This is a genomic window from Streptomyces sp. DG2A-72 (assembly GCF_030499575.1).
GTDB lineage: Bacteria > Actinomycetota > Actinomycetes > Streptomycetales > Streptomycetaceae > Streptomyces.
The window spans coordinates 7,516,163-7,541,661 of sequence record NZ_JASTLC010000001.1 but is presented as its reverse complement, the minus strand read 5'-3'; the positions used below and the strand labels follow the sequence as shown (position 1 = coordinate 7,541,661).

Sequence of the window (25,499 nt, the reverse complement as noted above, 5' to 3'; positions counted from 1 at the left end):
CGTCGACTCCGTACAGTCTCCGGCCCGTTTTCCTGGTACCCCTGAACAGAACCTCGACGACATGCAGCCGTTCCGACTGGTCAGAGGGGATCCGGCTTGTAGAGGTCGCACAAAGTCGTCAGCCGAGAGCCACCTCACATTCATGTGTGGCACATGCCATCGCCGGAGTGAAATTCGGGCGTGGTTCGGCGGCCGGTCGAATGTACCCGAGGTGACCGCCCGGCGGCGTTTCAAGAACACGGCACGGAAGACATTGAAGCTCGAACGGAATAGGTCTACGGTCGGCCGTGTTGACCTCGTTGAACATTCAACATCATCGGCCGTGGTCTCCCTTGGAGCCGCGACCCGTCCCCCTTGGAGCAGATCATGGGCATCTTCGGCCGCAAGGAAGACACCACCGAGACCGCCTCCGAGACCGCCGCGGCGGCCCCCGACCTGGCCGCCCTGACCGGCGACTACACCATCGACCCGGCACATTCCTCGATCGGGTTCGTCGCCCGCCACGCCATGGTCACGAACGTCAAGGGCAAATTCCTCGACTTCACCGGCTCGCTGCACCTGGACGGCACCGACCCGGCGCAGTCCACGGCCTCCATCGACGTCAAGATGGACAGCGTCGACACGGGTTCCGCGGACCGTGACGGGCATCTGAAGGGCTCCGACTTCTTCAAGATCGAGGAGTTCCCGACGATGACCTTCCGCTCCACCAAGGCGGAGGCCCTCGGCGACGACGACTACCGGATCACCGGCGACCTGAGCATCCTCGGCGTCACCAAGCCGCTCACCATCGACCTGGAGTTCAACGGCGCCGCGAAGGACCCCTTCGGCAACGAGCGCGTCGGCTTCGAGGGCAAGGCGGAGATCAAGCGCTCCGAGTGGGGCCTGACCTGGAACGCGGCGCTGGAGACCGGCGGTGTCCTGGTCTCCGACAAGATCAAGCTGAACTTCGACATCTCGGCGATCAAGAACGCGTGACGCTGCGCTCGGCCTGAACGGGGTTTCCTGACGCCCGCCCTCCACCCGTCGTAGCGGGAGGGCGGGCGTGCGGCGTTCAGCCCGCTTCCAACTTTGCGTTCGCCGCGGCGAGTTGGACCGCTCGGCTCTCAGGCGTACGGGCCTGGAGGAGGCCGAGCATGACGAGGTACCGGTCCGTCCTGCCGGGCCGGTCGAAGGCGGCCTTGGCCCGTGGGTTCCGCTCCAGTTCCCGCGCCAGGTCCTCCGGTACGGCGGCGTTCTGCTGCGACTCGTACGCCGCCGCCCAACGCCCGTCCGCCTTGGCCGCGGTCAGTTCCGCCACCCGCCGCACGTTGACCATCGACCAGAGGCTGCCCGGCCTGCGCGGAGTGATCCTCTGGAGGAAGTACGAGTCGTCGAGCGCCCTGCGCTGACCCGTGATCCAGCCGTGGCAGAACGCCATGTCATTGACGTCGGCGGCGGAGGCGAAGGGGTGGGGTCCGACGGGAAAACCGGTGGAGCCGGCCTCGCGCGGGCTGCTAGCGTGCGTCTCGTGTCCAGCCCCGAAGCGTCCAGACTCCGGCCACCGGCTCTCCGGTGGCTGTTCGTGACCTCGGGCTGAGCAGGCGCGCTCCGCGTCGCCTGCCGCGATCCGTCATGTCGTCGCGTCGTCACGCCGCCGGACTGCCGTCCGACGTGTCGTGTCCGACTTCGACTTCGGGTTGCGGAGTTTCTTCATGCCGTTCGCTCTTCTTCTGCTGGGCGTTGCCGTCTTCGCCCAGGGGACCTCTGAATTCATGCTGTCCGGACTGGTGCCGGACATCGCCCGGGATCTGCACGTCTCCGTCCCCGCCGCGGGTGCGCTGACCTCGGCTTTCGCCGTGGGGATGGTCGTCGGCGCGCCCTTGATGGCCGGGCTCGGCCGACGCTGGTCGCGGCGGGGAGCGCTGCTGGGATTTCTGGGCACCTTTCTCGTCGTCCATGTCGTCGGTGCGGTCACCGACAGTTTCGGCGTGCTCCTCGCCACACGGGTCGTGGCCGCGCTCGCGAACGCCGGGTTCCTGGCCGTGGCCCTGGTGGCCGCCGTCGACATGGTGGAGCCCGATGCCAAGGGGCGGGCCACGTCCACGCTGCTGGGCGGGGTCACCCTCGCCTGTGTGATCGGGGTGCCGGCGGGTGCGTTGCTCGGTCAGCTGTGGGGCTGGCGTTCGGCGTTCTGGGCGGTGGCCCTGCTGTCGGTGCCGGCGCTGGCGGCGGTCGCGAGGTCGGTGCCGGCCGGGGCCGCCGATGTCACGCGTCCCTCGCTACGCCTGGAAATGCGCACGCTGCGCCGTCCCCGGCTCCTGGTCACGCTGCTGCTGGGCGCCCTGGTGAACGGCGCGACCTTCTGTTCGTTCACCTATCTCGCGCCTCTGGTCACCCACGTCACCGGGCTGCCGGGCGGCTCGGTGCCCGTCGTGCTCGCGCTGTTCGGCCTGGGCTCGTTCGTCGGGGTGAGCGTCGGCGGGCGGCTCGCGGACCGGCGGCCCGCTCTGGTGCTGGGGGCGGGCGGTGTCGCGTTGGGCGTCGGATGGGGTGCGTTCGCGCTCGGGGCCGGGAACCCGGGCGCGGTGCTCGGCCTTGTCCTCGTGCAGGGCGCGCTCGCCTTCGGTGTCGGGTCCACCCTCATCTCCCGGGCGCTCTATGCCGCGTCCGGCGCGCCCACGCTCGCGGGCGGTTTCGCCACGGCGGCGTTCAACGTCGGTGCCGCCCTGGGCCCTTGGCTCGGCGGTACGGCGATCGGCTCCGGGCTCGGCTACCGGTCGCCCCTGTGGATCAGCGCGGCCCTGGTGGCGGTCGCGCTGATCGTGGCCGTCGCGATCAGGCCACGGAGGAACTAGGTGGTTGGCCGGTTTTCGGTCCTTGTGCACGCGCTCACAGCGTTCTCATAATCCAGCAACCAGAAATTGACCGGTCCATGCCAGAACCTTCATGTCAGACATGAATGGGCGTGGGCCGGCCGATTGCCAACCCCCCACGGAAGGCGTCACGTTGAAGACTCTCCTCAAAACCCTCAAGAGATGCGCGGTCGCCGGTGCGGCCGTGCTCGCGGTCGTCAGCCTTCAGCCCGTGTCCGCGGCGCAGGCCGCGCCCGCGCCCGTCGTCGGCGGAACCCGCGCCGCGCAGGGCGAGTTCCCGTTCATGGTCCGGCTCTCCATGGGCTGTGGCGGCGCGCTCTACACGCAGCAGATCGTGCTCACCGCCGCGCACTGCGTGGGCTCCACCGGTCGCAACACCAGCATCACCGCCACCGCCGGTGTCGTGGACCTCCAGTCCACCTCCGGCCGCGTCCAGGTCCGCTCGACATACGTCTACCGGGCACCCGGCTACAACGGCACCGGCAAGGACTGGGCCCTCATCAAGCTCGCCCAGCCGATCAACCTGCCCACGCTGAAGATCGCCACGACCAACCAGTACAACACCGGCACCTTCACCGTCGCCGGCTGGGGCGCCGCCAGCGAGGGCGGCGGCCAGCAGCGGTACATGCTCAAGGCGACCGTGCCGTTCGTCAGTGACGCCACCTGCCGTACCTACAGCGGCTACAGCGGCCTCGTCGCGAACGAGGAGATCTGCGCCGGCTTTGCCTCCGGCGGCGTCGACACCTGCCAGGGCGACTCCGGCGGCCCCATGTTCCGCCGTGACGCGTCCAACGCGTGGATCCAGGTCGGCATAGTCAGCTGGGGCATCGGGTGCGCCCGCCCGAACGCGCCGGGTGTCTACACCGAGGTCTCCACTTTCGCCTCCGCGATCGCTTCGGCCGCGTCCTCGCTCTGAGTTCCCTGTCTCGTACGGCTTGACGGGCCCCGGTGTCTCTGTGCGCCGGGGCCCTTCGCTCCGCGGGTGGTGCCGCGATCGGTTGTCGGTCGGCTGCGGGTCCGTCGTGGCTTGTCGCGCAGTTCCCCGCGCCCCTTCGGGGCGCTTCCGAACCGAGCGTCTTCAGAACCCGCCGCCGAAGTCCCCGCCTCCCCCGAAGTCGCCTCCGCCGAAGCCGCCGCTGAAGTCGTCCGTGCTGAAGTCGGCGCCCGAGACGTCGCCGCCCTCATAGCCGCCGGTGCCGAAGTCGCCGTAGCCGGAGCCGTAGTCCGCCGCGTAGGCGGGGGCGGCCATCATGTTGCCGAGCATGGTGCCGATCAGGAGGCCGGGCAGGATGCCGCCGCCGAAGTAGCCGCCCGCCCAGGGGCCGTACGCCGGTCCCGCGTCCCAGTAGGGGCGGCGGCCGGAGTCGGTGTCCACCTCGCGGACCATCGGATCGCGGCCGTCGGCCAGCCGGGACCGGTCGTCTGCGCAGACGGGCACCTCGCGGGGTGCGCCGCCGGACGGCGTCCAGGTCTCGTCGGCGACGGACGGACCGTGCCGCGGGTCGAAGAAGCAGGGCGGACGGCGTTCGGGCAGAGGACTCTTCTCCCGCCTGGCCGCCAGCCGGGCCAGCGAGAAGCGGCCGTCCTCCAGGGACTGCGTGACGGCACGGACGTGCTCGGGTTTCTCCGCCTCCGCCATATGCGTCTTCGCCTTGTCGTAGGCGTCGAGCGCGTGCTCGTAGTCCTCCCGCATGGCGTCGTCCGCGCCGGGCTCGCCCGGGTGGAAGTCGAGGCGGTCCAGCTCCTCGCCGAAGGCGGTGATGTCCTCGTCGACGACGACCCGCAGCCTCTCCAGCGCGGCCCGCTGCTCCCGCTCGTGCATCAGCCGCCGGCGCCGCACCAGCGCGTAGGCGCCCGCACCGCCCGCTGCCAGCACCACACCGGTGGTGACCAGACCGGCGACCGGCACGCCGTCGTCCGTCGTCGTGGAGTCCCAGGACGACGGCGCCGAGCCGCCCACGTTCCGCAGGGCGGAGTCGACGAAATCGTTCAGCTGGGCCTTGGGATCGTCGGTGCTCTCGGCGGCCGTGACCAGGTTGTCCACGGCCTGGTTGGGCAGCACGGAGGAGTCGGCCTGAGCACCGAAGCGGTCACCGCTGCGGATCGCGTACAAGCCGGTGATCCCGGTCTCCGTACGGAGGTTCATGAAGAGGTCGTTCTCAGGCTGATCAGCCGGCAGAACCGCCACGAAGACGGGCTTGTCGGCGTCCCTGATCTTGTCGGCGAGCGCCTCGGCGTCCGCCGACGACAGCTGGTCGGAGGCGGCGGGGTCCACATAGACGGGGTCCTCGCGCAGCGCCTCGGCGACTGTCGACAGATCCGCGGCGGCGGACGCGCCGGGCACACCGGCGGTCAGCACCGCCAGCGTGGCGGCGACCGGGACGAGGGCCCAGCGCACAAGGCCCCGGAGCAACGGAGTCCTCATACTTCGACGCTACCTGACGAATCGGGCAAACGGACCGGGTCCGACGGAGGCAAAATCCGCCGGACCCGGTGCCGCACGACGGGCTCAGCCCGCCCGGTAGGCCGCGGTCAGCTTCTCCACCGCCGTCCCGTACCGCCCCCGCGTCAGCAGCCGGTCCGCCTCGGCGAAGGGCTTGGCGGAGGCCGGCGTGATCGCCTTTTGCTGGACGATCAGCCTCGCCTTCGTGACCAGCGCACGACCCGCCTCGTCCGCCCCGGCCCGCTCGGCCGCCGCCGCCGCGATCCCGAGCGCCTTCAGCGTGGTCGCCCCGCCCTGCGGGACCTTCGTCAGCGTGGTCAGGCCCCAGCCGTACGGGAACTGCGGGTCGTACGCCGAGTCGCCGACGTTGATCGGCAGCTGCGCCTGCGACTTCGGCCAGGTCACGGGAAGCTGTCCGGTGAACGGCCGCCTGCCGTACAGCACGTCCGCCACTCCGTCGCCCTCCGTGCCCGGCAGCCAGGACGCCACCAGCGCGTCGATGTCGCCGAGCCGGTCGCCGATCAGCTGCGGGCGCCCGGAGACGATCAGCACCGCGCACTTCATCGCCGCGCACACCTTGTCCACGGCTGCCTTGTCGGCGTCGGTCAGCTCCAGGTCGTGGCCGTTGCCGACGTCACCGACGCCCTCGGCGTACGGGGTCTCGCCGACGACCACGACACCGACGTCGTGGCCGGTCGTCGGCGCCGACGCGTCCTTCGAGTACGTCAGCTGCGCGGAGTTCTTCCGCATCCCCTCCAGGATCGTGGTGCCCTCGGTGATGTCCCCGGACGAGCCCTGCCAGGTGACCGTCCAGCCGCCGGTCTGGTTGCCGATGTCGTCGGCGTTGGACCCGGCGACGTACACCTTCTGCGACTTCTTCAGCGGCAGGACGGAGCCGGCGTTCTTCAGCAGCACCTGCGACTCGGCCGCCGCCTGGCGCGCCACGGCCCGGTGACCGGCGGAACCGATCTTGGAGGCGCCGCTGGTGTCGGCGTACGGCTGTTCGAAGAGCCCCAGCCGGAACTTCTGCGTGAGGATGCGGGAGACGGCGTCGTCGATCCGCTTCTCGCTGATGCGCCCCGCCTCGACCTCGTCGACCAGCGTGGTGTGGAAGTCCTTGTACGCGTACGGGACCATGATCATGTCGAGGCCCGCGTTGACCGACGTACGGACGTCGGACGGGTAGTCGCCCGGGATCTGGTCGATGGCCTGCCAGTCGCTGATCACGAAGCCGTCGAAGCCCATCCGGTCCTTGAGCACGCCGTTGATCATGTCGGCGCTCGCGTGCATCTTCACCGGGCCCTCGTCGTCGCCGAGGAGGTCGAGGGAGGAGAACGACGGCATGACCGTGCCGACGCCCCGGTCCACCGCGTCCTGGTACGGCGCGAGATGGACGGCCTCCAGCTCCCGCTCGGTGACCTTGGTGACGCCCTGGTCGATGGTGTAGGTGCCGGTGGTGGAGGAGCCGTACTCGGTGCCGCCGTCGCCGACGAAGTGCTTGGCGGTGGCGAGCACCTTGTCGTTCCGGTCCAGGTCCCGTCCGTCCGCACGGCCCTGGAGACCCTGGATGACCGTCTCCATGGACTCGACGAGGGCGGGGTCCTCGCCGAAGGACTCGTAGGAGCGGCCCCAGCGTTCGTCGCGGGTGACGCACAGGCAGGGGGCGAAGTCCCACGGGATGCCGGTGGCCCGGACCTCGGCGGCGGTCACCGCGCCCGCCTTGTGGGCGAGTCGGGGATCGCGGCTCGCTCCGATACCGATGTTGTGCGGCATGATCGTCGCGCCGACCAGGTTGTTGTGGCCGTGCACCGCGTCGACGCCGTAGATCAGCGGGATCTGGAAGCGGGTCGCCTGCGCCCGGAGCTGGAAGCCGTCGATCATCCTCGCCCAGGCCTCGGGGGTGTTGGGCGTCGGCGTCGAGCCGCCGCCGGAGAGCAGCGAGCCGAGGTCGTACGTCGCGATGTCACCCGGCGCGGTGAGTGCTCCGCGTTCGGCCTGGGTCATCTGACCGGCCTTCTCCGCGAGGGTCATCCGGGACAGGAGGTCGGCGACGCGCTTCTTCAGCGGCAACCTGCTGTCGAGGTACGGCAGACCGTGCGCGTCGACGACGACCTGCGCGGTTTCTGCCGGGGCCTTGGCATCGGTGACCGTCAGCTTCAGCGGGACCGTCTCCGCGGACTCGGCGGACCTGTCCTTGAGGGTGGGGACCTGGACGGTGCGGGTCGTGCCGGAGGCCGTGCCGGCGGGGAAGGTGATCGTGCCGGTGACCGAGGTGTAGTCCTTGCCGGGGTCGGCGGTGCCGCCCGCTGTCTCGTAGGCGACCGTCACGGGCTCGTCGATCGGAGCGGACCCGGTGGTGACGACGGAGATCTTCACGCCCGCCGTGCCGCCCTCCTTCACCGGGTACACGGCGGCGCCGGTCGTGACGGACGCGCGCAGCGACTGGTCCGCCTTGCCGAAGAGCTCTATGCCGTCCATGGCGAAGTCGCCCTTGACGCCGACCGGGAGCGTGACGGCGTATCCCCACATCTCGGTGAGGCCGAGGACCTGGTCGATGCCGCCGACGGGCTGGTAGTCCGTGCGATACGTGAAGTCGGTGAAGGGGATCTCGATCTGTTTCCAGCCACTGAAGTCATCGGTGAAAGAGGTCGTCCACAGCTCGGAGGTCTCGCCGTTGGCGCCGCCGTCCTTGAGCTCGAAGGCGATCTTCTTGCCGTTGTTCCGGCCGTCCCACCAGAAGCGGATGCCTTTACTGGCCGACCAGTCGCGGGCGGGCTCGTCGAAGGCGAAGCTGTGGGTGAAGCCGCCGTAGCCGCTGATGTCGTAGGTACCGGACAGGACCTTCTCGCCCTCGGGGGCGTCTGGTCTTGGGCTGAGCTGGAGGGTGGGCGGGTCGTCGGTGTCGCTGCCCCAGGTGAAGAGGCCCTCGGCGGGCGGGCTCGCGAAGGGGACCTCGCCCTCGAAGCGGTCGACGGGGACGGGCGCGGGCTCATCGGCGCCGGCAGCCGCACTCGCGGCGGTCAGCGGCAGCAATCCGGTCAGCAGGGCGGCGGAGACGAGCAGGGCGGTTCTTCGCATGGAACGCATAGAGCTTCCCCCTTGGCTCTCGTAGTCCACTCGTGGCTTACCTCACGGCGTGAGTGAACTGGTGCCCCAGAGAGCCGTCAAGGCACCTGGCAACCCTGAACTCGCACCAGACGACTTTGCCCGGATCCCGCTCCCCCACGCCCCACTTGTCGGCCAGCGCGGCCACCAACAGCAGGCCGCGGCCGTGTTCCGACTCGGGGTCGGCGTCCGGGGTGCGGACCTCGCCAGGGCCGCTGTCGTGGATCTCCACGCGGAGGACACCGTCGGTGGTGAGGTTCAGACCGAGGCGGAAGCAGCGGTTCGGCGGGACGCCGTGCAGGAGGGCGTTGGTGGCGAGTTCGCTCACGCAGAGCAGTACGTCTTCGTGGCGGTGGGTCACTCCCCACTCCGTGAGGGTGATGCGGGTGAGGTCTCGGGCGACGGCCACCGACCTGCGGTCTCGGGGGTACAAGGCGGTGCGCGCGCGGAGGAGTTGGGGTTGGGGGGTTCATGGGGCGACTGTCACAGGTGGTGACTATCTTGAGGCAGTGAGTGAGGTCGTAGTGCTGATTGCTACGACCTCACTACGAGGACTTCGCGGGTCGACGGGGGAAGAGGTCAGCCATGCACACGGCCAAGAAGCCCAGGAAGGTCAGTTCGTGGCGTGCGGTGGGGGTGCTCGTGGCTCATTGCCGCAAGCAGGCCCGGCTCACCCAGGAGCAGCTCGCCGAGCAGGCGAACATCAGCGTGGACACGGTGAGATCGATCGAGCAGGGGAGGCTGGCGCTCCAGCCGGATCGGGCGGAGCAGCTCGATCAACTGCTGGGTACGGGTGGGGTGTTGGCCGTGCTGGTGGATCAGATGCCGGTGCGGGAGAAGGTGGTGCAGTTCGCGCAGTCGCTGGTGGATCAGGAGCAGGAGGCGGTGGGGATCCTGTCGTACCAGAGCCTGGCGATTCCCGGACTGCTCCAGACCCGCGACTACTGCCGCTCCGTCTTCGACTATCGGTACCCGGCCATCGGCAGTGAGACGGCCGAGCAGTGGGTGGACGCCCGCATGGAGCGGCAGTTGGTCCTGGAGCGAGAGCGGCCTCCCGTGTGCCACTTCATCATCGAGGAGAGCATCCTGCGGCGGCAGGTCGGCGGTTCGGAGGTGATGCGGGAGCAGTTCCGCCAGATCCTGGAGTACACGGAGCCCATCCACATGAGCTTTCAGATCATGCCGATGGATCGGGCGCCGCATGCTTGTCTTGACGGCCCCATGGTGCTGCTTGAGACACCCGGGCACGAACTGCTTGTCTATCTGGAAGTCCAGCGCGCCAGCTTTCTCGTCGATGACCCGGATGAAGTCAGCGACTACAACCTCCAGTATGGAATGCTGCGGTCACAGGCCCTCTCGCCGGATGAGAGCGTGCGCCTCTTGCACGGATTGCTAGGAGACCGATGAGCAGCACCGCACTTCAGTGGTTCAAGTCCAGCTACAGCGGCAGCCAGGGCGGCGACTGCATCGAGGTCTCCGCCCACCCCGCCGCCATCCACGTCCGTGACTCCAAGAACACCGGCCCCACCCTCACCGTCGCCCCCGGCACTTGGGTCGCTTTCCTCGGGCTCGCGCGGCAGGACAGACACGAGTAGCCGTCCATGGCCAACGGGGAGTACGCGTGGGCGAGTGAGCCCGAGAAAGAGTTCTTCAAGCAGGCGGTTCGAGGCTGTCTTGAGGAGCCTCGGCTGCGCGAACTCCTGGAGCGGCGGCCGGAGGTCACACCTGAGGCCGTGGCGGAGGCGATGTGTTCCTCTCCGTATGTCGAGAGGGTGTTGGGCAGCGGCAAACCGACGCCCCACCATTCGTCCTACCGGGACTTCCGTCGTTACAGTGATCGGTACCACTGGGCCCTGCCCGCATATCTGTCACTTCGCGAGATCAAGCAGAACGCGGATTTCCAGCCTTGGCGCGTCGGCGCGGTCGCCTACTGGGCCGTGACCCTCTTCCTCATGTACGCCGGCAATTCGCCTTACCTGTTCCCGGGCGTTCCTTTCCTCCTGTTCACTGTTCCGGCGCTGGCCTTCGTACGGCGAGTCGTACCCAGCTCGCCTCCCACAGGTACCTCCCCAAGATGGTTCCCTGCGGTCCGACTCGCACTGTTGGCACCCGTCACGTCCGTCCTGTGGCTCGCGGAGTGGGCGAGTGGGTTGGCCTGGGCCACGGAGCTGCATCGCGAAGGGCTGCAGAAGCAGGTGGCACGCGCGGTCGAGGACCTCATCGGTGAGGACCTCGGCACCCTCCTGGTGACCAGCGGCCACGAGGGACTGCGCTCCCACCACCAGACCTCGTACTTCGTCGACAACCGCTCCACGGACGAACTGCGCCAGAAGATGGACCAGTTGGCGGACGGCACCATCGCCTTGAGCGGTCCGCGCGGGGTGGGCAAGACGACGCTCATAAGGAGTGCCGTAAGGCCGGGGGACTTCTCGGTGTTCACGCACGCGCCCGCCTCTTACGCCCCACATGACTTCCTGACCTCGATGTTCGTCAGCGTGTGTCGGCAGTACATCGTCAGGGCAGGACACGAAGCACCGGAGTTGGTGCGGCTGTCGTATGCCCACCGCGTACGGCGCCGCGTGGCGGGGCCGCTCAGCGGGCTGTTGCGCCTGCTCCCCTATGCGCTGCCCGCCGCTGGCCTTCTCTGTCTCGGCATGTTCGCGGCCACCAAGGAGTCGATCGAAGCACCAGACGGTCTCTGGGGATGGCAGTACGTCGACTCCGGAATCGACCGGGCCACCGGCTTCGTCCGGGACGTCACGGACGGCTCAGCGCCGCAAGCCGCACTGCTCATCGCCATCGCGGGTGCGCTCCTGTGGCAACTGCGCCGTTCCAGCTCCTTCTCCTGGCTGGCAAAGAGGCTCAGTACCGCGGTAGTCGCGGCGACCACCGCCGCGCTCTTAGTCTCCCCGGTCGTTTCGTTCTTCCTCGACCCCGACCTCCGGCATCACTTCGACAGCCCGCCCGACGCACCGAGTCGCAGTGCCAAATTCCTGTCAGTTCTCTACTTGACCTCGGTCATGGGTGCGGGGTTGGGCACGTTGTACTACAGGTACGTACCCATCGAACGGGTAAGGCTGCGAGTCGGCACATGGTCCGTGAGCCTCAAACGGCTGCTCCGCCCACTCGTTGTGCTGATCCCCTTCCTGCTCCTCGCGTGGATCGTTGCCGCCGAGCCGCTCCGCCCGATACTCACCGACGACGAAACCCCGTTCCGGCTGGGGGCGTTCCTTCTCGGGCTGCTGCTCTACAGAGTCACCCGCCGATCACGGCCGATCCTGCGCAGCACGCCCAGACTCGTCACCGCCTGCCGCAACCACCTCTACCGCCTGCAGACGGTCCAGAGCTCCACCGCCGCCATGACGACCGGCGCCACCCAACTCCTCGCCCTCGGCGGCACCCACACCGGCGCCCTCACCTCCGTACCGCCCAACTACCCCGTTCTCGTCTCCGAGTTCAGGGCGCTGCTCGGCACGATCGCGAAGGACGAGCACCGCAAGGGCAACCGGGTCGTCATCGCCATCGACGAAGTCGACCGGCTCGGCACGGACACCCAGGCCCTCGCGTTCCTCGCCGAGATCAAGGCGATCCTCGGTGTGTCGCACGTGCACTACCTGATCTCCGTCGCCGAGGACGTGGGCGCTGCCTTCGTCCGGCGCGGGCTGCCGAGCCGTGACGTGACCGACAGCTCCCTGGACGACGTACTGCATGTGCGCCCGTGCACGCTTGACGAGTCGACGAGGATCCTGCTGAAGCGGGCGCAGGACATCGGCGAGGCGTACATCGCCCTGGCCCACACGCTGTCGGGGGGCATTCCCCGGGACCTGATCCGCTACGGCCGACGGCTGATGAAGATCCAGACGACCACGGAGCAGCGCGAACTGTCCGACGTCGCCCAGGCGTTGATCATCGAGGAACTGTCCGAGACGCTCTCCGGCTTCCGTACTCTGCTCGCCAAACAGCAGTGGAAGCCCGACACCGCAGGGGTACTCAGGTCGTTCCGCAGCCTCGCCGCGCACCTCCGGGCCGCCTGTCCCTGCCCGGAGCCGGCCGACCAACTGCGGGGCGCGCTGGGGCACTTCGCTGCGTATGAGGTCGTCGGCCTCCCCGAGGAGTCGGGTCGGCTCATCGACGAGGCCACAGCGTACGCGTACTTCTCACTCACTCTGCTGGACGTCTTCGGCCGACCCGACTTCAATCGGCGCCGGGCGACGGCTGCGCGCCGCCCCGACGGGCACCTCGATCTGCTGGCCGAGGCCCGCCAGGAGCTGGCCGTGTCGCCCTACAGCGCACGCGCGGTCGTCGACGGAATCCGCGCTGCCTGGGAGCTGGAACCGGTGTCCGCCCGGGGGCCACAGCCAACGGTCGTGATCCCTCCGCCGCGCGGCACGGCCTGCGCGGTGCATCACTCCATCACCTGACCAGCTCTGCCCCGTCACTCCCCGCCATACAGCCGCCCCAGATCCACCAGCACCACGTCACCGGCCGCGTCGGCCGCGGCCCTCAGGTCGTCGGTGAAGCCGACGCCGCTGTAGCAGGCCAGGCGTACCGCCGAGGTGTCCTGGCCGCGCCCCGCGAGCAGGGACTTGATGTGGCGGAGCCGGTCGAGGTGGCCGATGCCCATGATCCGGTCCCATTTCGCTTCCCCGAGGGAGAGCAGCACGCCGTTGTCCTGGCCCACCGCTCCGCGCACCACGACGTCGACCTCGTGGCTGGTGCGGGTGTGCGGGTCGGCGACCGTGCCGTACGAGACGTCGATCGGCATCCCGCCGAAGGTCTCCGGCGCGGCGAAGTGGAGGACCCAGTCGCGGCAGACCTGCTCGAAGTGCGGGCCCACGACGCCCGACTGGAAACGGTCTCGCGCGTCGTGCCAGACCTGCTCCGCCAGCCCCCGGTCCAGGAGCGGGAGTCGGGGCCGCGCGATGACATGGTCGAACGCGATCAGCGGTTCGCCGACCCGGTAGACGCTCCGGTTGCGCCGGAATGCGTCCACTTCTCGTCGTACGAGACCGCAGTCCTGGAGGACGGTCAGCGGGTGGGTGATGTCGCTGGTCGGCCGTTCCAGGCAGCCGGCAATGCCGCCCGCCGTCGCGTTTCCGGCGGCCAGGGCGGCGAGGACCGAGTGGTACAGCGCCCGGTCGCGGAGATCGGACTCGTCGGCGAGGAGGTAGCGGGCCTCACGGTAGAGGGGCGAGCGTGGGGACAGCGCCGTACGGCAGACCCAGGCGTCGAAGTCGGCGAGGCCGTCCGGGACGTCGTCGCGGACGAATTCCCTGCGGTAGGCAGGCGTACCGCCGACGACGCTGTGGACGAGCAGCGCGAGGCGGTGATCCGTGATGCCCCAGAAGGCAGCCGCCTGCCGGAAGTCCAGTGGGTGGACGACGAGTTCGAGTCCCGCGCGGCCGCGCAACGGCGACGTACCGCTCAGCAGCTTGCCCATGAACGAGAGCGAACTGCCGCACAGCAGCAGCCTGGTCCGCGACTGGAGGCGTTCAGGGCGGCGCGGCCCGTAAGCGACTTGGACGATGGAGGGCAGGGACGGCGTCGCGCGGGCGAGGTAGGGGAACTCATCGAGGATCACAGGCACGGGGCGGTCGCGGCCGAGCGCGAGGAGAGCGTCGACAGCATGCTCCCACCGGTCGAACCGCATGGGCGCCACGGCACCGGTGTACAGCGCGAGTTCCTCGCCGAAGCGCCTCAGAGACTCCGCTTCCGTGGCCTCGTACGCGCAGAAGTAGAAGCCGTCGGCTGCCCGTGCCAACGAGTCGAGCAGGAAGGACTTGCCCTGACGGCGCCGCCCGGACACAACGGCCATCGTGGCTTCCGGGCCGTCATCCGTGGCGAACGCCGTCAGTTCGCTCCACTCCCAGGCGCGGTCGAACATGTCCGAGGGCTTGGCGAGAACAACGGGCTTACGCGGCATGAGCGACCTCCGGGGACCCGCGTTAGGGGAACTACACTTCCGGGAACTATGTTTCCCTAAACGAGGCCGGGTCCGGATGGTCACTCTCCTACGTCACTCCGCCGGCTCCACGCCCGCCCGCAGCAGCCCGTAGGCGTAGGCGTCCTCCAGCGCCTGCCAGGACGCGGCGATGACGTTCTCGCCGACGCCCACCGTCGACCATTCGCCCTCTCCGTCGGAGGTGGCGATGAGGACACGGGTCGTGGACTGGGTACCGTGCTTGCCCTCGAGGATGCGGACCTTGTAGTCGACGAGTTCGAGCTTGGCGAGCTGCGGGTAGATCTTCTCCAGCGCGACCCGCAGGGCGCGGTCCAGGGCGTTGACCGGGCCGTTGCCCTCGGCCGTGGCGACGATGCGCTCGCTCTTGGCCCACAGCTTGACGGTGGCCTCGTTGGCGTGGGTGCCGTCGGGGCGGTCCTCGACGATCGCGCGCCAGGACTCGACCTCGAAGTACTTCAGCGGCCTGCCCTCGACCTCGGCACGCAGCAGCAGCTCGAAGGACGCGTTGGCCGCTTCGTACGTGTAGCCCTTGAGCTCCCGCTCCTTCACCCGCTCGACGACCCGGCCGACCAGCTCGCGGTCGCCGCCGAGGTCGACGCCGAGTTCCTTGCCCTTGAGCTCGATGGAGGCGCGGCCCGCCATGTCGGAGACCAGCATGCGCATGGTGTTGCCGACCTGCTCGGGGTCGATGTGCTGGTACAGGTCGGGGTCGACCTTGATCGCGGAGGCGTGCAGTCCGGCCTTGTGCGCGAAGGCGGAGACGCCGACGTAGGGCTGGTGCGTGGAGGGGGTGAGGTTCACGACCTCGGCGATCGCGTGCGAGATACGGGTCATCTCGCGGAGGTGGCCGTCGGGGAGGACCTTCTTGCCGTACTTCAGCTCCAGGGCCGCGACGACCGGGAAGAGGTTGGCGTTGCCGACGCGCTCGCCGTAGCCGTTCGCCGTGCACTGGACGTGGGTCGCGCCCGCGTCCACGGCGGCGAGGGTGTTGGCGACGGCGCAGCCGGTGTCGTCCTGGGCGTGGATGCCGAGCCGGGCGCCCGTGTCGGCCAGGACCGTCGAGACGACCGCCTGGACCTGGGCCGGGAGCATGCCACCGTTGGTGTCGCAGAGGATCACGACGTCGGCGCCGGCCTCCGACGCCGTGCGGACGACGGCCTTGGCGTACTCGGGGTTGGCGCGGTAGCCGTCGAAGAAGTGCTCGCAGTCGACGAAGACGCGGCGGCCCTGCTCCTTCAGGAAGGAGACCGTGTCGCGGACCATCTCGAGGTTCTCGTCGAGCGTGGTGCGCAGCGCGAGTTCGACGTGCCGGTCGTGGGACTTGGCGACCAGGGTGATCACCGGGGCGCCGGATTCCAGCAGCGCCCTGACCTGGTGGTCCTCGCTCGCCTTGGCGCCTGCGCGACGGGTGGCGCCGAAGGCGACCAGCTGGGCGTGCTGGAAGGCGATATCCGCCTGCGCCCGTGCGAAGAACTCCGTGTCCCGCGGGTTCGCGCCGGGCCAGCCGCCCTCGATGAAGCCCACGCCGAAGTCGTCCAGGTGCCGTGCGATGGCCAGCTTGTCCGCGACGGTGAGGTTGATGCCCTCCCGCTGCGCGCCGTCGCGCAGGGTGGTGTCGAAGACGTGGAACGAGTCGTCGAGCTCGCTGGTTTCCGTCATGATCTGTTGGCTCCTGATGAATGGATCTCGGTCGTTACCGGAATGACCGGCTCCACCGTCCTCCAATGATCCCTCGCGCTGCGCTCCCGGCTGTAGGTGGGCCAGAAATGCGAAAAACCCCTCGCGGGTGCGAGAGGTCTGCGCGCGGGTCGAGGACGACGGTGTCCGCCCGTACCTGGTCGTACGTGGCGGTCACTGCGGACCGGCGCGCCTGCTGCCAATAATCATGGCGAACGAGAGCACGGGGGCAGTCTGGCACAGCTTTCCCCGCGCTCACCGTCCGTCTCAGGATGCGAACAGCCGGTTGATCACCGCAGGGTGACGTACGAACGCGTCGGCGCCGTCGTTGGTGCCGTCGGCCGGGATCAGCGTCGGGTGCGGTGGGAGGGATCGGCTACTGGCGCTGACCTCGCGGGCGGCTCGTACGCCGGTGGCCGCCGAAGGCGTCGAGGGCACCAAGGCTCAGCGCGCCTCGATGACGTCGTAGGCGGTCCGCGACTGCCGTATCTCCTCGTCGTCGGTGAGACCGCCGCTCGCCAGTGCCCCGCCGAGGAGGGCGGTCAGGAGCACGGCGGCGGCGACCGGCGCCCACCGCCGTGGCCTCGGGCGCCGCACCGGCACGGCCTCCCTCGGCCCGCTCCAGGCCGGCGACGTCACCACCGCGGCACGCCCGGCGAGGCTCCCCCCGCCCACCCCAGCACACCCGGCGGGACTCCCCCCGCCCACCCCAGCACGCCCGGCGGGGCTCCCCGCGTCCGCCGCGCCGCACGCGATGCGGCTGCGCGCGTCCGCCCACGCCTCGGCTTCCGCCCCGCGCACCCCGCATGCCGCCACGAACGCGGCGACGAGTTCCGCACGGGGCAGCCGTTCCCGGCCGAGCATGGTCGCCGCCGTGGAGTACGGCAGGGCGTGGCCCGCGTCCGCCGCACGGCTTTCCAGCCGGCGGTAGCTCAGGCCCGACCATGCCTTGAGGCGGCGCAGCGCGGCGACGAAGGCGGCGGCGTCGGTGTCGGGCGGTGTGGGCGGTGCGGTGGTCATCGTGATCCCCCCAGGTGAGCTGGACGTACACAGGCTCGCACAAACTCGAACGCCCTGACAGCTTGAGCAACGGCGAGAGCGGCGGTCAACCTCGGTGCGGATTCCCGCCGTTGGAGGTCACATGGGTCCGTCTCACCGCTCCCGCCACCGCCTCGCCGGTGCGGCCGCCGCTGTACTGGCGCTGCTGCTGCTCGGCGCTCCCCCGGCCGAGTCACGGCCGCCGCACGACGGCGACTCGGTCGCCGACTTCGTCCACCGCACCTGGCCCAAGGGCGCCGGCGGCACCGTGCTCGCCGCACACGGTGACGAGCTCGCGTACTGCGCCGGGTTCGGCGCGTCGAACCGTGCCGCCGGCACCCCCGCGAGCTGCCGCACGGTGTACGACGTCGGGTCGGTCACCAAGCAGTTCACAGCGGCCGCGATCGTGAAACTGGAGGCGATGGGCCGGCTCCGGGTGAGCGACCGCATCAGCCGGTACCTCGGGCCGGTGCCGGACGACAAGCGCGACATCACGGTCGAGCACCTGCTCACCCACACGTCGGGCCTGGTCGAAGGGCTCGGCGACGACTACGACCCCCTCTCGCGCGACGAACTGGTGCGCGGGGCGCTGGCATCGAAGCTCCGGTCGGCGCCGGGAGCGGAGTTCTCCTATTCCAACACCGGGTACAGCCTGCTCGCCGCGATCGTCGAGAAGGCGTCCGGGGAGGGCTACGAGCCGTTTCTGTCCCGGCATCTCTTCGCCCCGGCCGGCATGACCCGGACCGGGTACGTGCTGCCCCGGTGGCCACGGCATCTGGTCGCCGTGGAGTACGACAGCGCGGGCCGGAGCCAGGGCAGGCCCTTCGACCACCCCTGGGCCGCCGACGGGCCGTACTGGAACCTGCGCGGCAACGGCGGCATGCTCTCCACCGCGGGCGACATGCTCCGCTGGCACCGTGCCCTCCTGGGCGACGAGATCCTGCCGGCGCGGGCCAGGGACAAGCTGTTCGAGCCGCATGTGCCGGAGCCCGACTCGGACGACTCGTACGGCTACGGCTGGACCATCAGCGACACCCCCGACGGCCCGCTGGCCTGGCACGACGGCGGCAACGACTGGTCACTGGCGCTGCTCGGCCGCTCGCTGCGCGACGGCGTCCTCGTCTTCTGGGTGAGCAACCACGCCTACCGGGAAGGGAAGTGGAACCTCGATGACCGGGCGGGAGAGCTGACCGAGGGCATCCTCGACCGGATGCGGGCCGGGAGTTCCTGAGAACGCGAAGCCCGCCCCGGACACGACCTGCCGGGGCGAGCTTCGACGTCCGCGGTGTGCGCTCAGCCCAGCGGGTGCATCCAGCCGTGCTTGTCCTCCGTGACGCCCCGCTGGATGTCCAGCAGCGCCTGACGGAGCTTCAGCGTGACCTCGCCCGGCTCGCCGCCCGACTGCTGCCACTCGGCGCCCTCGCGCTTGACGGTGCCGACGGGGGTGATGACGGCGGCGGTGCCGCAGGCGAAGACCTCGGTGAGCGTGCCGTTCTCGGCGTCGCGCTGCCACTGGTCGATGGAGACGCGGCCCTCCTCGGAGGTGTAGCCGAGGTCGCGGGCGACGGTGAGCAGGGAGTCGCGGGTGACGCCCTCCAGGATGGAACCGGTGAGGGCAGGGGTGACGATCCGGTCGCCGTACACGAAGTACAGGTTCATGCCGCCGAGTTCCTCGATCCACTTGTGCTCGACCGCGTCGAGGTAGCAGACCTGGTCGCAGCCCTTGGCGGCGGCCTCGGCCTGGGCGAGGAGGGAGGCCGCGTAGTTGCCGCCCGTCTTCGCGTCGCCCATGCCGCCGGGGACGGCGCGGACGCGGTCCTCGGAGAGCCAGATGGAGACCGGCTTCACGCCGCCGGGGAAGTAGGCGCCCGCGGGAGAGGCGATGACCAGGAAGAGGTACTCGCCGGCCGGCTTCACGCCCAGCCCGACCTCGGTGGCGATCATGAACGGGCGCAGATAAAGGGACTCCTCGCCGCCGTGCGCCGGAACCCAGGCCTCGTCCTGCTTCACCAGCGCGTCGCACGCCGCGATGAACGTCTCGACCGGCAGCTCCGGCATGCCGAGGCGACGGGCCGACGCCTGGAAGCGCTTGGCGTTCTTGTCCGGGCGGAACATGGCCACGGAGCCGTCGGGCTGGCGGTAGGCCTTCAGGCCCTCGAAGATCTCCTGCGCGTAGTGCAGGACCATGGTGGCCGGGTCGAGGGAGAGCGGCGCGTACGGGACGAGCTGGCCGTCGTGCCAGCCGCGGCCCGCCGTCCACTTGATGACCACCATGTGGTCGGTGAAGTGGCGGCCGAACCCGGGGTTGGCCAGGAAGGCCGCACGCTCCGCGTCGGAGAGTGGCGAGGCCGAGGGCTTGAGCTCGATCGTGGGCGTCGTCATGAGTTGTCCTTCACCGGTTGTGTGTGACGGGCCGCGCTCACGCCAGTACTGCCAGTGGCCAGTGCTAGGACGTCCGAGCATTCCCTCATACGGCGGCTCCGCGTTCGATTATCGCAAGCGCGGGCCGTGGAAGAAATCGGCGTGAATGCAACCCAGAGGATGATGGTGGCACCCGGCGGGGACATAGAAAAGCCGCCGGGTACTTGAAGACCCGGCGGCTTGTTGCAGCGGGCGGGTCAGCCGGCTACTCGTACCGCGAGCGCGTCGCCGATCTCGGCTGTGCTGCGGGCGGGCTTGCCGGTGCGCTCGGCCAGGTCGACGGAGACCGCCTCGTCGATACGGGCGGCCTCGGCCTCGTAGCCGAGGTGGCGCAGGAGCAGGGCGACGGACAGGACCGTGGCGGTGGGGTCGGCCTTACCCTGGCCTGCGATGTCGGGCGCGGAACCGTGGACCGGCTCGAACATCGAGGGGAACTCGCCGGACGGGTTGATGTTCCCGCTCGCGGCGACGCCGATGCCGCCGGAGACGGCCGCGGCGAGGTCGGTGATGATGTCGCCGAAGAGGTTGTTGGTGACGATCACGTCGAAGCGCTCGGGCTGCGTGACGAGGTAGATCGTCGCCGCGTCGACGTGCATGTACTCGGTGGTGACGTCGGGGAACTCCTCGGCCACCTTGTTGAAGATGTTGGTCCACAGGTGACCCGCGAAGGCCAGCACGTTGTTCTTGTGGATCAGCGCGAGCTTCTTGCGCGGACGGGCCTGGGCGCGGGCGAACGCGTCGCGCACCACGCGCTCGACACCGAAGGCCGTGTTCACGGAGACCTCGGTGGCGACCTCGTGCTCGGTGCCCTTGCGGATGGTGCCGCCGTTGCCGGTGTACGGGCCTTCGGTGCCCTCGCGGACCACGACGAAGTCGATGGCCGGCTCACCCTTCAAAGGCGTGTCCACACCCGGAAGCAGCTTCGACGGCCGCAGGTTGACGTGGTGGTCGAAGAGGAAGCGGAGCTTCAGCAGGAAGCCGCGCTCCAGCACGCCGGAGGGGACCGACGGGTCGCCGATGGCGCCGAGCAGGATGGCGTCGTGCTTCTTCAGGGCGTCCACGTCCGCGTCGGTGAGGGTCTCACCGGTGGCGTGGTAGCGCTTGGCGCCGAAGTCGTACGCCTTGGTCTCCAGCTTCACATCCTCAGGAAGGACGGCGGAGAGGACCTTCAGGCCTTCGGCCACGACTTCCCGGCCGATGCCGTCACCGGGAATCACTGCGAGATTGAGGATGCGAGAGCTTACCGACATGCGCAGCACCCTACTCCTCGTCCCATGGGATGACACAAGGCGTCCGGGATACGGACACCCGGGCCGACGGCAACACCGCGGCGTCGGTTTGCGTTCACCCGTACGTAGGGCGGGTGTTGGGCTTCGCTGGGAAGTTCACAGCCATGGACCTTCCCGACTTCGGTATTCCGCCGCAGCTCGCGCGCCGGATGAGCATGGCCGAGCAGCACGAGTACCTGCGCACCGGAATGACCCGCCGCCGCACGCTGGTGACGGCGGGCGCGGTGGCGGGCGGACTGCTCACCGGATGCTCGGAATCGGGAACGACGACGGCAAAGCCGTCCCCCTTCGCCACCACGAAGTCCGCCACCCCGAAGGTCCCCGGCTCCGTCGTCACCCCCTTCGGCCGCCATCTCGCCTTCGGCTCCGACGCGAAGACCCAGATGCGGATCTCCTGGCAGGTCCCGGCCGCGGTGAAGAAGCCGTACGTCCGCATCGGCACCCGGCCCGAGGAGCTGAGCCGGAAGATCGAGGCCGAGGTGCGCGATCTGCACACCCCCGAACTCCAGGGCGTGCGCCCGGCGTTCGAGCAGTACTACGTGCACGCGGCCCTGGACGGCCTGCGCCCCGGCACCACGTACTACTACGGCGTCGGCCACGACGGCTTCGACCCGGCCTCCCCGGACCGCCGCTCGACGATCAGCTCCTTCCGCACGGCGCCGGCGACCCCGGAGACCTTCGTCTTCACCGCGTTCGGCGACCAGGGCGTGGGCAAGGACGCGGAAGCCAACGACCACGTACTGCTCCGCCAGGACCCCGCGTTCCATCTGCACGCCGGTGACATCTGCTACGCGAACGTGAACGGCCGGGGCAAGGAGTCGGACTCCTACGACCCCGGACAGTGGGACCTGTTCCTCAAGCAGACGGAGACAGTGGCCAGATCGGTGCCGTGGATGGTGACCACCGGCAACCACGACATGGAGGCCTGGTACTCGCCGGACGGCTACGGCGGCCAGTCCGCCCGCTTCTCCCTCCCGGACAACGGCTTCGACCCGCGCACCGCCCCGGGCGTGTACGCGTTCACCTACGGAAACGTCGGCGTGGTGGCACTGGACGCGAACGACGTGTCGTACGAGATCCCGGCCAACCTCGGCTACACGGACGGCAGGCAGACGAAGTGGCTGGACGAGAAGCTGCGTGAACTGCGGTCGTCCGCGGACGTCGACTTCATCGTCGTCTTCTTCCACCACTGCGCGTACTCCACGTCGACCCATGCCTCCGACGGCGGCGTGCGCGCCGAGTGGCTGCCGCTCTTCGCGCGGTACGAGGTGGACCTGGTGATCAACGGACACAACCATGTCTACGAGCGGACGGACGCCATCAAGAACGGCGAGGTCGGCAAGCCGGTGCCGATCGGCGAGTCGACGGATCCGACGCGGGACGGGATCGTGTACGTCACCGCGGGCGGCGGCGGCAAGGATCTGTACGGCTTTCCGGTCGGCGCGGAGGAGAGCTACGAGGGCCATGTCCGCGAGCGCGAGTCGGTGACGACCTTCCAGTGGACCAAGTCACGGCTCGCCAAGGCGGAGACCGTGGAGTGGTCGCGGGTGCGCTACCGGGGCTTCTCCTTCCTCTCGGTGGAGGCGGAGAGCGGTGCGGCGCCCCGGCTGAAGGTGTCGGCGCTGGCGCCGAGCGGCGAGCGCATCGACCACTTCGAGGTGCGGCGCGGAGCGTAGGCCCCGCACCGCACCCCGTACGGGCGCGGCTCCCGGTATGAGGGTTTCTTTGCGCGGCAGGTCGGCTCAGTGGCCCGTCGCGCCGCCGTTGTCCCGGCGGTCGAGGGCGCGCTGGAGGGCGGCGGCCGCGTTCTTGCGGTCGGACTCGCTCGTGCGGGAGAGGTGACGGACTCGACGGCGGGCGGTCGTCTCGGCCATGAGAAATCGACTCCTTCGAATAATCCTGGAGTTCAGGCAGGGGTTACGAGACGCCGGGTGGGGCGGGGAGCGGTGGCCGCAGGGGTTGCCTGCACGGGGCCCGGCTCACGTCCGCCATTCGCTTGATCGAGCGAGACGTTCGGCTCCTACAAAGTTAGGGGAGGACGGAGCGTCTGTCTCCACAATTACTCGGACTTCCTACTATCTGAGACGGCGGATTACGTCACACGGGGCTGACCTGGGATTTCACCGGACCCCCGTCCCCCACACGACTGATCCTTTTCGCGGTACGCGACTTCGTCCCGCGGCAGCGGGAACCCGTGACCTCATGAGTGACACGGCCAAGGCACTGCTCGCGGGCGGCCCGGACGATCTGCCCGAGCGGATCGTTCCGGCCCCGCCCCCGGGGATGGATGTGAAGATCAAGTTGCGCGGTGGGTACGAGCACTTCCGGGCGACCGAGCGGCACGAGGACACGACGGAGGGCCGGGTGCCCGTGTACGAGTGGTGGGAGCGGACGGAGATCGCCGAGTAGGTCACCGCAGCGCCGACACCACCGCTTCCCGGAAGCGCGGCAGGCGTCGTACAGCTGAGGGGCGCCCCAGGTGCGCCGGCTCTCGGCGTTCAGGGCCGTGTTGCACTCGGCGTTGACGCCGAACCAGGGGTCGGCCATCCGCCCGGCATGCTCCAGCGCCCGCTTCGGGATCCTCACCGAGCCGCGCGAGGAAGTTCTCCTCGTAGGGGCCGTGCCAGTCCGACTCCGGCACGATGCCCGTACCGCTGACGTAGATCAGCGCATCGACCCGTTCAGCGCACGACCGTGGCCGTGTCGGCGAGCAGGGCGGCCACGTCCTCGAACATGTCCCACAGGCCGGGCCCGCCGTGGCACAGCACCAGCGGCTCGCCCCGGCCCGACCGGCTCGCCCACAGTCGTACGCCGTCGTCCGTCGTGACGGTCTCCATGGGTGTCCAGTGTGCCCACCGGCGCATGGAAACCGCCCCCGCTCCGGAGGGGGGATCCGGAACGGGGGCGGAGTTTCGCCGGGGCCGTCAGCCCATGTGCGGGTAGGTGTAGTCGGTCGGCGGGACCAGCGTCTCCTTGATGGCGCGGGTCAGGGTCCAGCGCATCAGGTTCTGCGGGGCGCCGGCCTTGTCGTTGGTGCCGGAGGCACGGCCGCCGCCGAAGGGCTGCTGGCCGACGACGGCGCCGGTCGACTTGTCGTTGATGTAGAAGTTGCCGGCCGCGTAGCGCAGCTTGTCCATCGTGTACGCCGCGGCCTGGCGGTCGCCCGCGATGACCGAGCCGGTGAGCGCGTAGTCGGTGACCGACTCCATCTGGGTCAGCATCTCCTCGTACCGCTCGTCCTCGTAGACGTGCACCGCGAGGAACGGGCCGAAGTACTCGGTGGTGAAGACCTCGTTGGCCGGGTCCGTGCACTCGACGACCGTCGGGCGGACGAAGTAGCCGACCGAGTCGTCGTAGGAGCCGCCCGCGACGATCGTGCATGCCGAGTCCTCCTTCGCCCGGTCGATCGCGGCCTTGTTCTTGGCGAAGGCGCGCTCGTCGATGACCGCGCCGATGAAGTTGGACAGGTCGGTGACGTCGCCCATGGCGATGCCGTCGACCTCGGCCGCGAGCGCGTCACGGAAGCCGGAGTTCCAGATCGACGCCGGGATGTACGCCCGGGAGGTCGCCGAGCACTTCTGGCCCTGGTACTCGAAGGCGCCGCGGGTGAGGGCGGTCCTCAGGATCGCGGGGTCGGCGCTCGGGTGGGCGACCACGAAGTCCTTGCCGCCGGTCTCGCCGACGATGCGCGGGTAGGAGCGGTACTTCTCGATGTTGGCGCCGACCGTCTTCCACAGGTACTGGAAGGTCTTGGTCGAGCCGGTGAAGTGAATTCCGGCGAGGTCGCGGTGCTCGAGGGCGACCTCGGAGACCTCGATGCCGTCGCCGGTGAGCAGGTTGATGACGCCCTTGGGCAGGCCCGCCTCCTCCAGCAACTGCATCAGCAGCACGGCGGCGTGGGTCTGCGTCGGGGACGGCTTCCAGACGACGACGTTGCCCATCAGGGCGGGCGCGGTCGGCAGGTTGCCCGCGATCGCCGTGAAGTTGAACGGCGTGATCGCGTAGACGAAGCCCTCCAGCGGGCGGTGGTCGAGGCGGTTCCAGACGCCCGGGGAGTTGGCGACCGGCTGCTCGGCGAGCAGATCGCGGGCGTAGGCGACATTGAAGCGCCAGAAGTCGATCAGCTCACAGGGGCAGTCGATCTCCGCCTGCTGGGCGGTCTTGGACTGGCCGAGCATGGTGGAGGCGGCCAGCGTCTCGCGCCACGGGCCGGACAGCAGCTCGGCCGCGCGCAGGATGATCGCGGCACGGTCGTCGAAGGACATCGCACGCCAGGCGGGCGCGGCGGCGAGGGCCGCGTCGATGGCGTCCTGGGCGTCCTGCTGGGTGGCGTTGCCGTACGTGCCGAGGCGCGCCTTGTGGTTGTGCGGCTGCACGACGTCGAACCGCTCGCCGCCGCCCATCCGCTTCTCGCCGCCGATGGTCATCGGCAGGTCGACCGGATTCTCGGCCAGCTCCTTGAGCCTGGCCTCCAGCCGGGCACGCTCGGGCGAGCCGGGGGCATAGCCGTGCACCGGCTCGTTGACGGGGGTGGGGACCTGGGTCACAGCGTCCATGGGTTACCTCTTCCGAGTGATTCCCGGGCTTCAGCCGGGGGGAGCTGAAGCGGTTGCGTATGGTGAGCAGCGGTCAGGGCTTGACCATCACGAACTCGCCGCGGCGGGCTCGTGAGAAGCCCCTTCGGGGGGCGGAGTCACAGGTTCCGTAACTCC

At 69.5% G+C, this 25,499-nt stretch carries 21 protein-coding genes and 1 pseudogene; 9 read left to right on the top strand and 13 right to left on the bottom strand.

What is annotated here, in order from left to right:
• The first annotated feature begins 366 nt into the window (after positions 1-366).
• Positions 367-975, top strand: coding sequence for a YceI family protein (locus QQY66_RS36000; RefSeq protein ID WP_301984514.1), 609 nt, complete (start codon positions 367-369; stop codon positions 973-975).
• 76 nt (positions 976-1,051) lie between these two features.
• Here the strand turns inward: QQY66_RS36000 and QQY66_RS35995 are convergent.
• Positions 1,052-1,438 (bottom strand): annotated as a pseudogene (locus tag QQY66_RS35995) (YdeI family protein); the annotation flags it as partial.
• A 253-nt stretch (positions 1,439-1,691) separates the two neighbouring features.
• On the opposite strand from QQY66_RS35995, the gene QQY66_RS35990 reads away from it, so the two are divergent.
• Together QQY66_RS35990 and QQY66_RS35985 are read left to right on the top strand one after the other, a co-directional pair.
• Positions 1,692-2,834: a Cmx/CmrA family chloramphenicol efflux MFS transporter gene (locus QQY66_RS35990; RefSeq protein WP_301984513.1), complete on the top strand. Its 1,143-nt coding sequence runs from the start codon at positions 1,692-1,694 to the stop codon at positions 2,832-2,834.
• 151 nt (positions 2,835-2,985) lie between these two features.
• Positions 2,986-3,768 (top strand): serine protease, encoded by a 783-nt coding sequence (locus tag QQY66_RS35985; protein ID WP_301984512.1) that lies wholly within the window; start codon positions 2,986-2,988, stop codon positions 3,766-3,768.
• A 162-nt stretch (positions 3,769-3,930) separates the two neighbouring features.
• Here QQY66_RS35985 and QQY66_RS35980 read toward each other — a convergent pair whose 3' ends face one another.
• The 3 genes from QQY66_RS35980 to QQY66_RS35970 form a co-directional block, all read right to left on the bottom strand.
• The gene (locus tag QQY66_RS35980) at positions 3,931-5,277 is read right to left on the bottom strand and encodes a hypothetical protein (protein ID WP_301984511.1); all 1,347 of its coding nucleotides are present in this window, start codon (positions 5,275-5,277) and stop codon (positions 3,931-3,933) included.
• 84 nt (positions 5,278-5,361) lie between these two features.
• Complete coding sequence (locus QQY66_RS35975) at positions 5,362-8,373, bottom strand: glycoside hydrolase family 3 N-terminal domain-containing protein (RefSeq protein WP_301984510.1); 3,012 nt, start codon at positions 8,371-8,373, stop codon at positions 5,362-5,364.
• A gap of 46 nt (positions 8,374-8,419) precedes the next feature.
• Positions 8,420-8,809, bottom strand: coding sequence for an ATP-binding protein (locus QQY66_RS35970; RefSeq protein WP_301984509.1), 390 nt, complete (start codon positions 8,807-8,809; stop codon positions 8,420-8,422).
• Positions 8,810-8,985: 176 nt separating this feature from the next.
• Here QQY66_RS35970 and QQY66_RS35965 point away from each other — a divergent pair, with 176 nt between their 5' ends.
• From QQY66_RS35965 to QQY66_RS35955, 3 genes are read left to right on the top strand one after another with little or no spacing between them, the layout of a single operon-like run.
• A complete protein-coding gene (locus QQY66_RS35965) occupies positions 8,986-9,807 on the top strand; it encodes a helix-turn-helix transcriptional regulator (RefSeq protein ID WP_301984508.1) in 822 nt (273 codons plus the stop codon).
• Positions 9,804-9,995: a DUF397 domain-containing protein gene (locus tag QQY66_RS35960; RefSeq protein ID WP_301984507.1), complete on the top strand. Its 192-nt coding sequence runs from the start codon at positions 9,804-9,806 to the stop codon at positions 9,993-9,995. The genes QQY66_RS35965 and QQY66_RS35960 overlap by 4 nt, the downstream gene beginning before the upstream one ends.
• A gap of 6 nt (positions 9,996-10,001) precedes the next feature.
• Positions 10,002-12,821, top strand: a complete 2,820-nt coding sequence (locus QQY66_RS35955; RefSeq protein ID WP_301984506.1) for a hypothetical protein — start codon at positions 10,002-10,004, stop codon at positions 12,819-12,821.
• Between the two features lie 14 nt (positions 12,822-12,835).
• Here the strand turns inward: QQY66_RS35955 and QQY66_RS35950 are convergent, their stop codons facing one another.
• From QQY66_RS35950 to QQY66_RS35935, 4 genes are all read right to left on the bottom strand, one after another.
• Positions 12,836-14,323, bottom strand: a complete 1,488-nt coding sequence (locus QQY66_RS35950) for an ATP-binding protein (RefSeq protein ID WP_301984505.1) — start codon at positions 14,321-14,323, stop codon at positions 12,836-12,838.
• A gap of 93 nt (positions 14,324-14,416) precedes the next feature.
• Positions 14,417-16,021, bottom strand: coding sequence for a citramalate synthase (gene cimA, locus QQY66_RS35945; protein WP_301984504.1), 1,605 nt, complete (start codon positions 16,019-16,021; stop codon positions 14,417-14,419).
• A 285-nt stretch (positions 16,022-16,306) separates the two neighbouring features.
• On the bottom strand, positions 16,307-16,477 hold the full coding sequence (locus QQY66_RS35940; protein ID WP_301984503.1) for a hypothetical protein: 171 nt from the start codon (positions 16,475-16,477) through the stop codon (positions 16,307-16,309).
• A 6-nt stretch (positions 16,478-16,483) separates the two neighbouring features.
• Positions 16,484-17,059 carry a hypothetical protein gene (locus tag QQY66_RS35935; RefSeq protein ID WP_301984502.1) on the bottom strand — a complete coding sequence of 192 codons (576 nt, stop codon included), beginning with the start codon at positions 17,057-17,059 and terminating at the stop codon, positions 16,484-16,486.
• A gap of 121 nt (positions 17,060-17,180) precedes the next feature.
• On the opposite strand from QQY66_RS35935, the gene QQY66_RS35930 reads away from it, so the two are divergent.
• Positions 17,181-18,308 (top strand): serine hydrolase, encoded by a 1,128-nt coding sequence (locus tag QQY66_RS35930; protein ID WP_301984501.1) that lies wholly within the window; start codon positions 17,181-17,183, stop codon positions 18,306-18,308.
• 62 nt (positions 18,309-18,370) lie between these two features.
• Here the strand turns inward: QQY66_RS35930 and QQY66_RS35925 are convergent, their stop codons facing one another.
• A complete protein-coding gene (locus tag QQY66_RS35925; RefSeq protein WP_301984500.1) occupies positions 18,371-19,459 on the bottom strand; it encodes a branched-chain amino acid aminotransferase in 1,089 nt (362 codons plus the stop codon).
• Positions 19,460-19,695: 236 nt separating this feature from the next.
• A complete protein-coding gene (locus QQY66_RS35920) occupies positions 19,696-20,748 on the bottom strand; it encodes a 3-isopropylmalate dehydrogenase (protein WP_301984499.1) in 1,053 nt (350 codons plus the stop codon).
• 143 nt (positions 20,749-20,891) lie between these two features.
• On the opposite strand from QQY66_RS35920, the gene QQY66_RS35915 reads away from it, so the two are divergent.
• Positions 20,892-22,463, top strand: a complete 1,572-nt coding sequence (locus tag QQY66_RS35915) for a metallophosphoesterase family protein (RefSeq protein WP_301984498.1) — start codon at positions 20,892-20,894, stop codon at positions 22,461-22,463.
• Between the two features lie 66 nt (positions 22,464-22,529).
• Here the strand turns inward: QQY66_RS35915 and QQY66_RS35910 are convergent, their stop codons facing one another.
• Positions 22,530-22,661, bottom strand: a complete 132-nt coding sequence (locus QQY66_RS35910) for a hypothetical protein (RefSeq protein WP_301984497.1) — start codon at positions 22,659-22,661, stop codon at positions 22,530-22,532.
• A gap of 328 nt (positions 22,662-22,989) precedes the next feature.
• Here QQY66_RS35910 and QQY66_RS35905 point away from each other — a divergent pair, with 328 nt between their 5' ends.
• Positions 22,990-23,196 (top strand): DUF5988 family protein, encoded by a 207-nt coding sequence (locus QQY66_RS35905; RefSeq protein ID WP_301984496.1) that lies wholly within the window; start codon positions 22,990-22,992, stop codon positions 23,194-23,196.
• 272 nt (positions 23,197-23,468) lie between these two features.
• Here QQY66_RS35905 and QQY66_RS35900 read toward each other — a convergent pair whose 3' ends face one another.
• Both QQY66_RS35900 and pruA read right to left on the bottom strand, forming a co-directional pair.
• A complete protein-coding gene (locus QQY66_RS35900; RefSeq protein ID WP_301984495.1) occupies positions 23,469-23,624 on the bottom strand; it encodes an alpha/beta fold hydrolase in 156 nt (51 codons plus the stop codon).
• Between the two features lie 87 nt (positions 23,625-23,711).
• Complete coding sequence (pruA, locus tag QQY66_RS35895; protein ID WP_301984494.1) at positions 23,712-25,343, bottom strand: L-glutamate gamma-semialdehyde dehydrogenase; 1,632 nt, start codon at positions 25,341-25,343, stop codon at positions 23,712-23,714.
• Positions 25,344-25,499 lie beyond the last annotated feature (156 nt).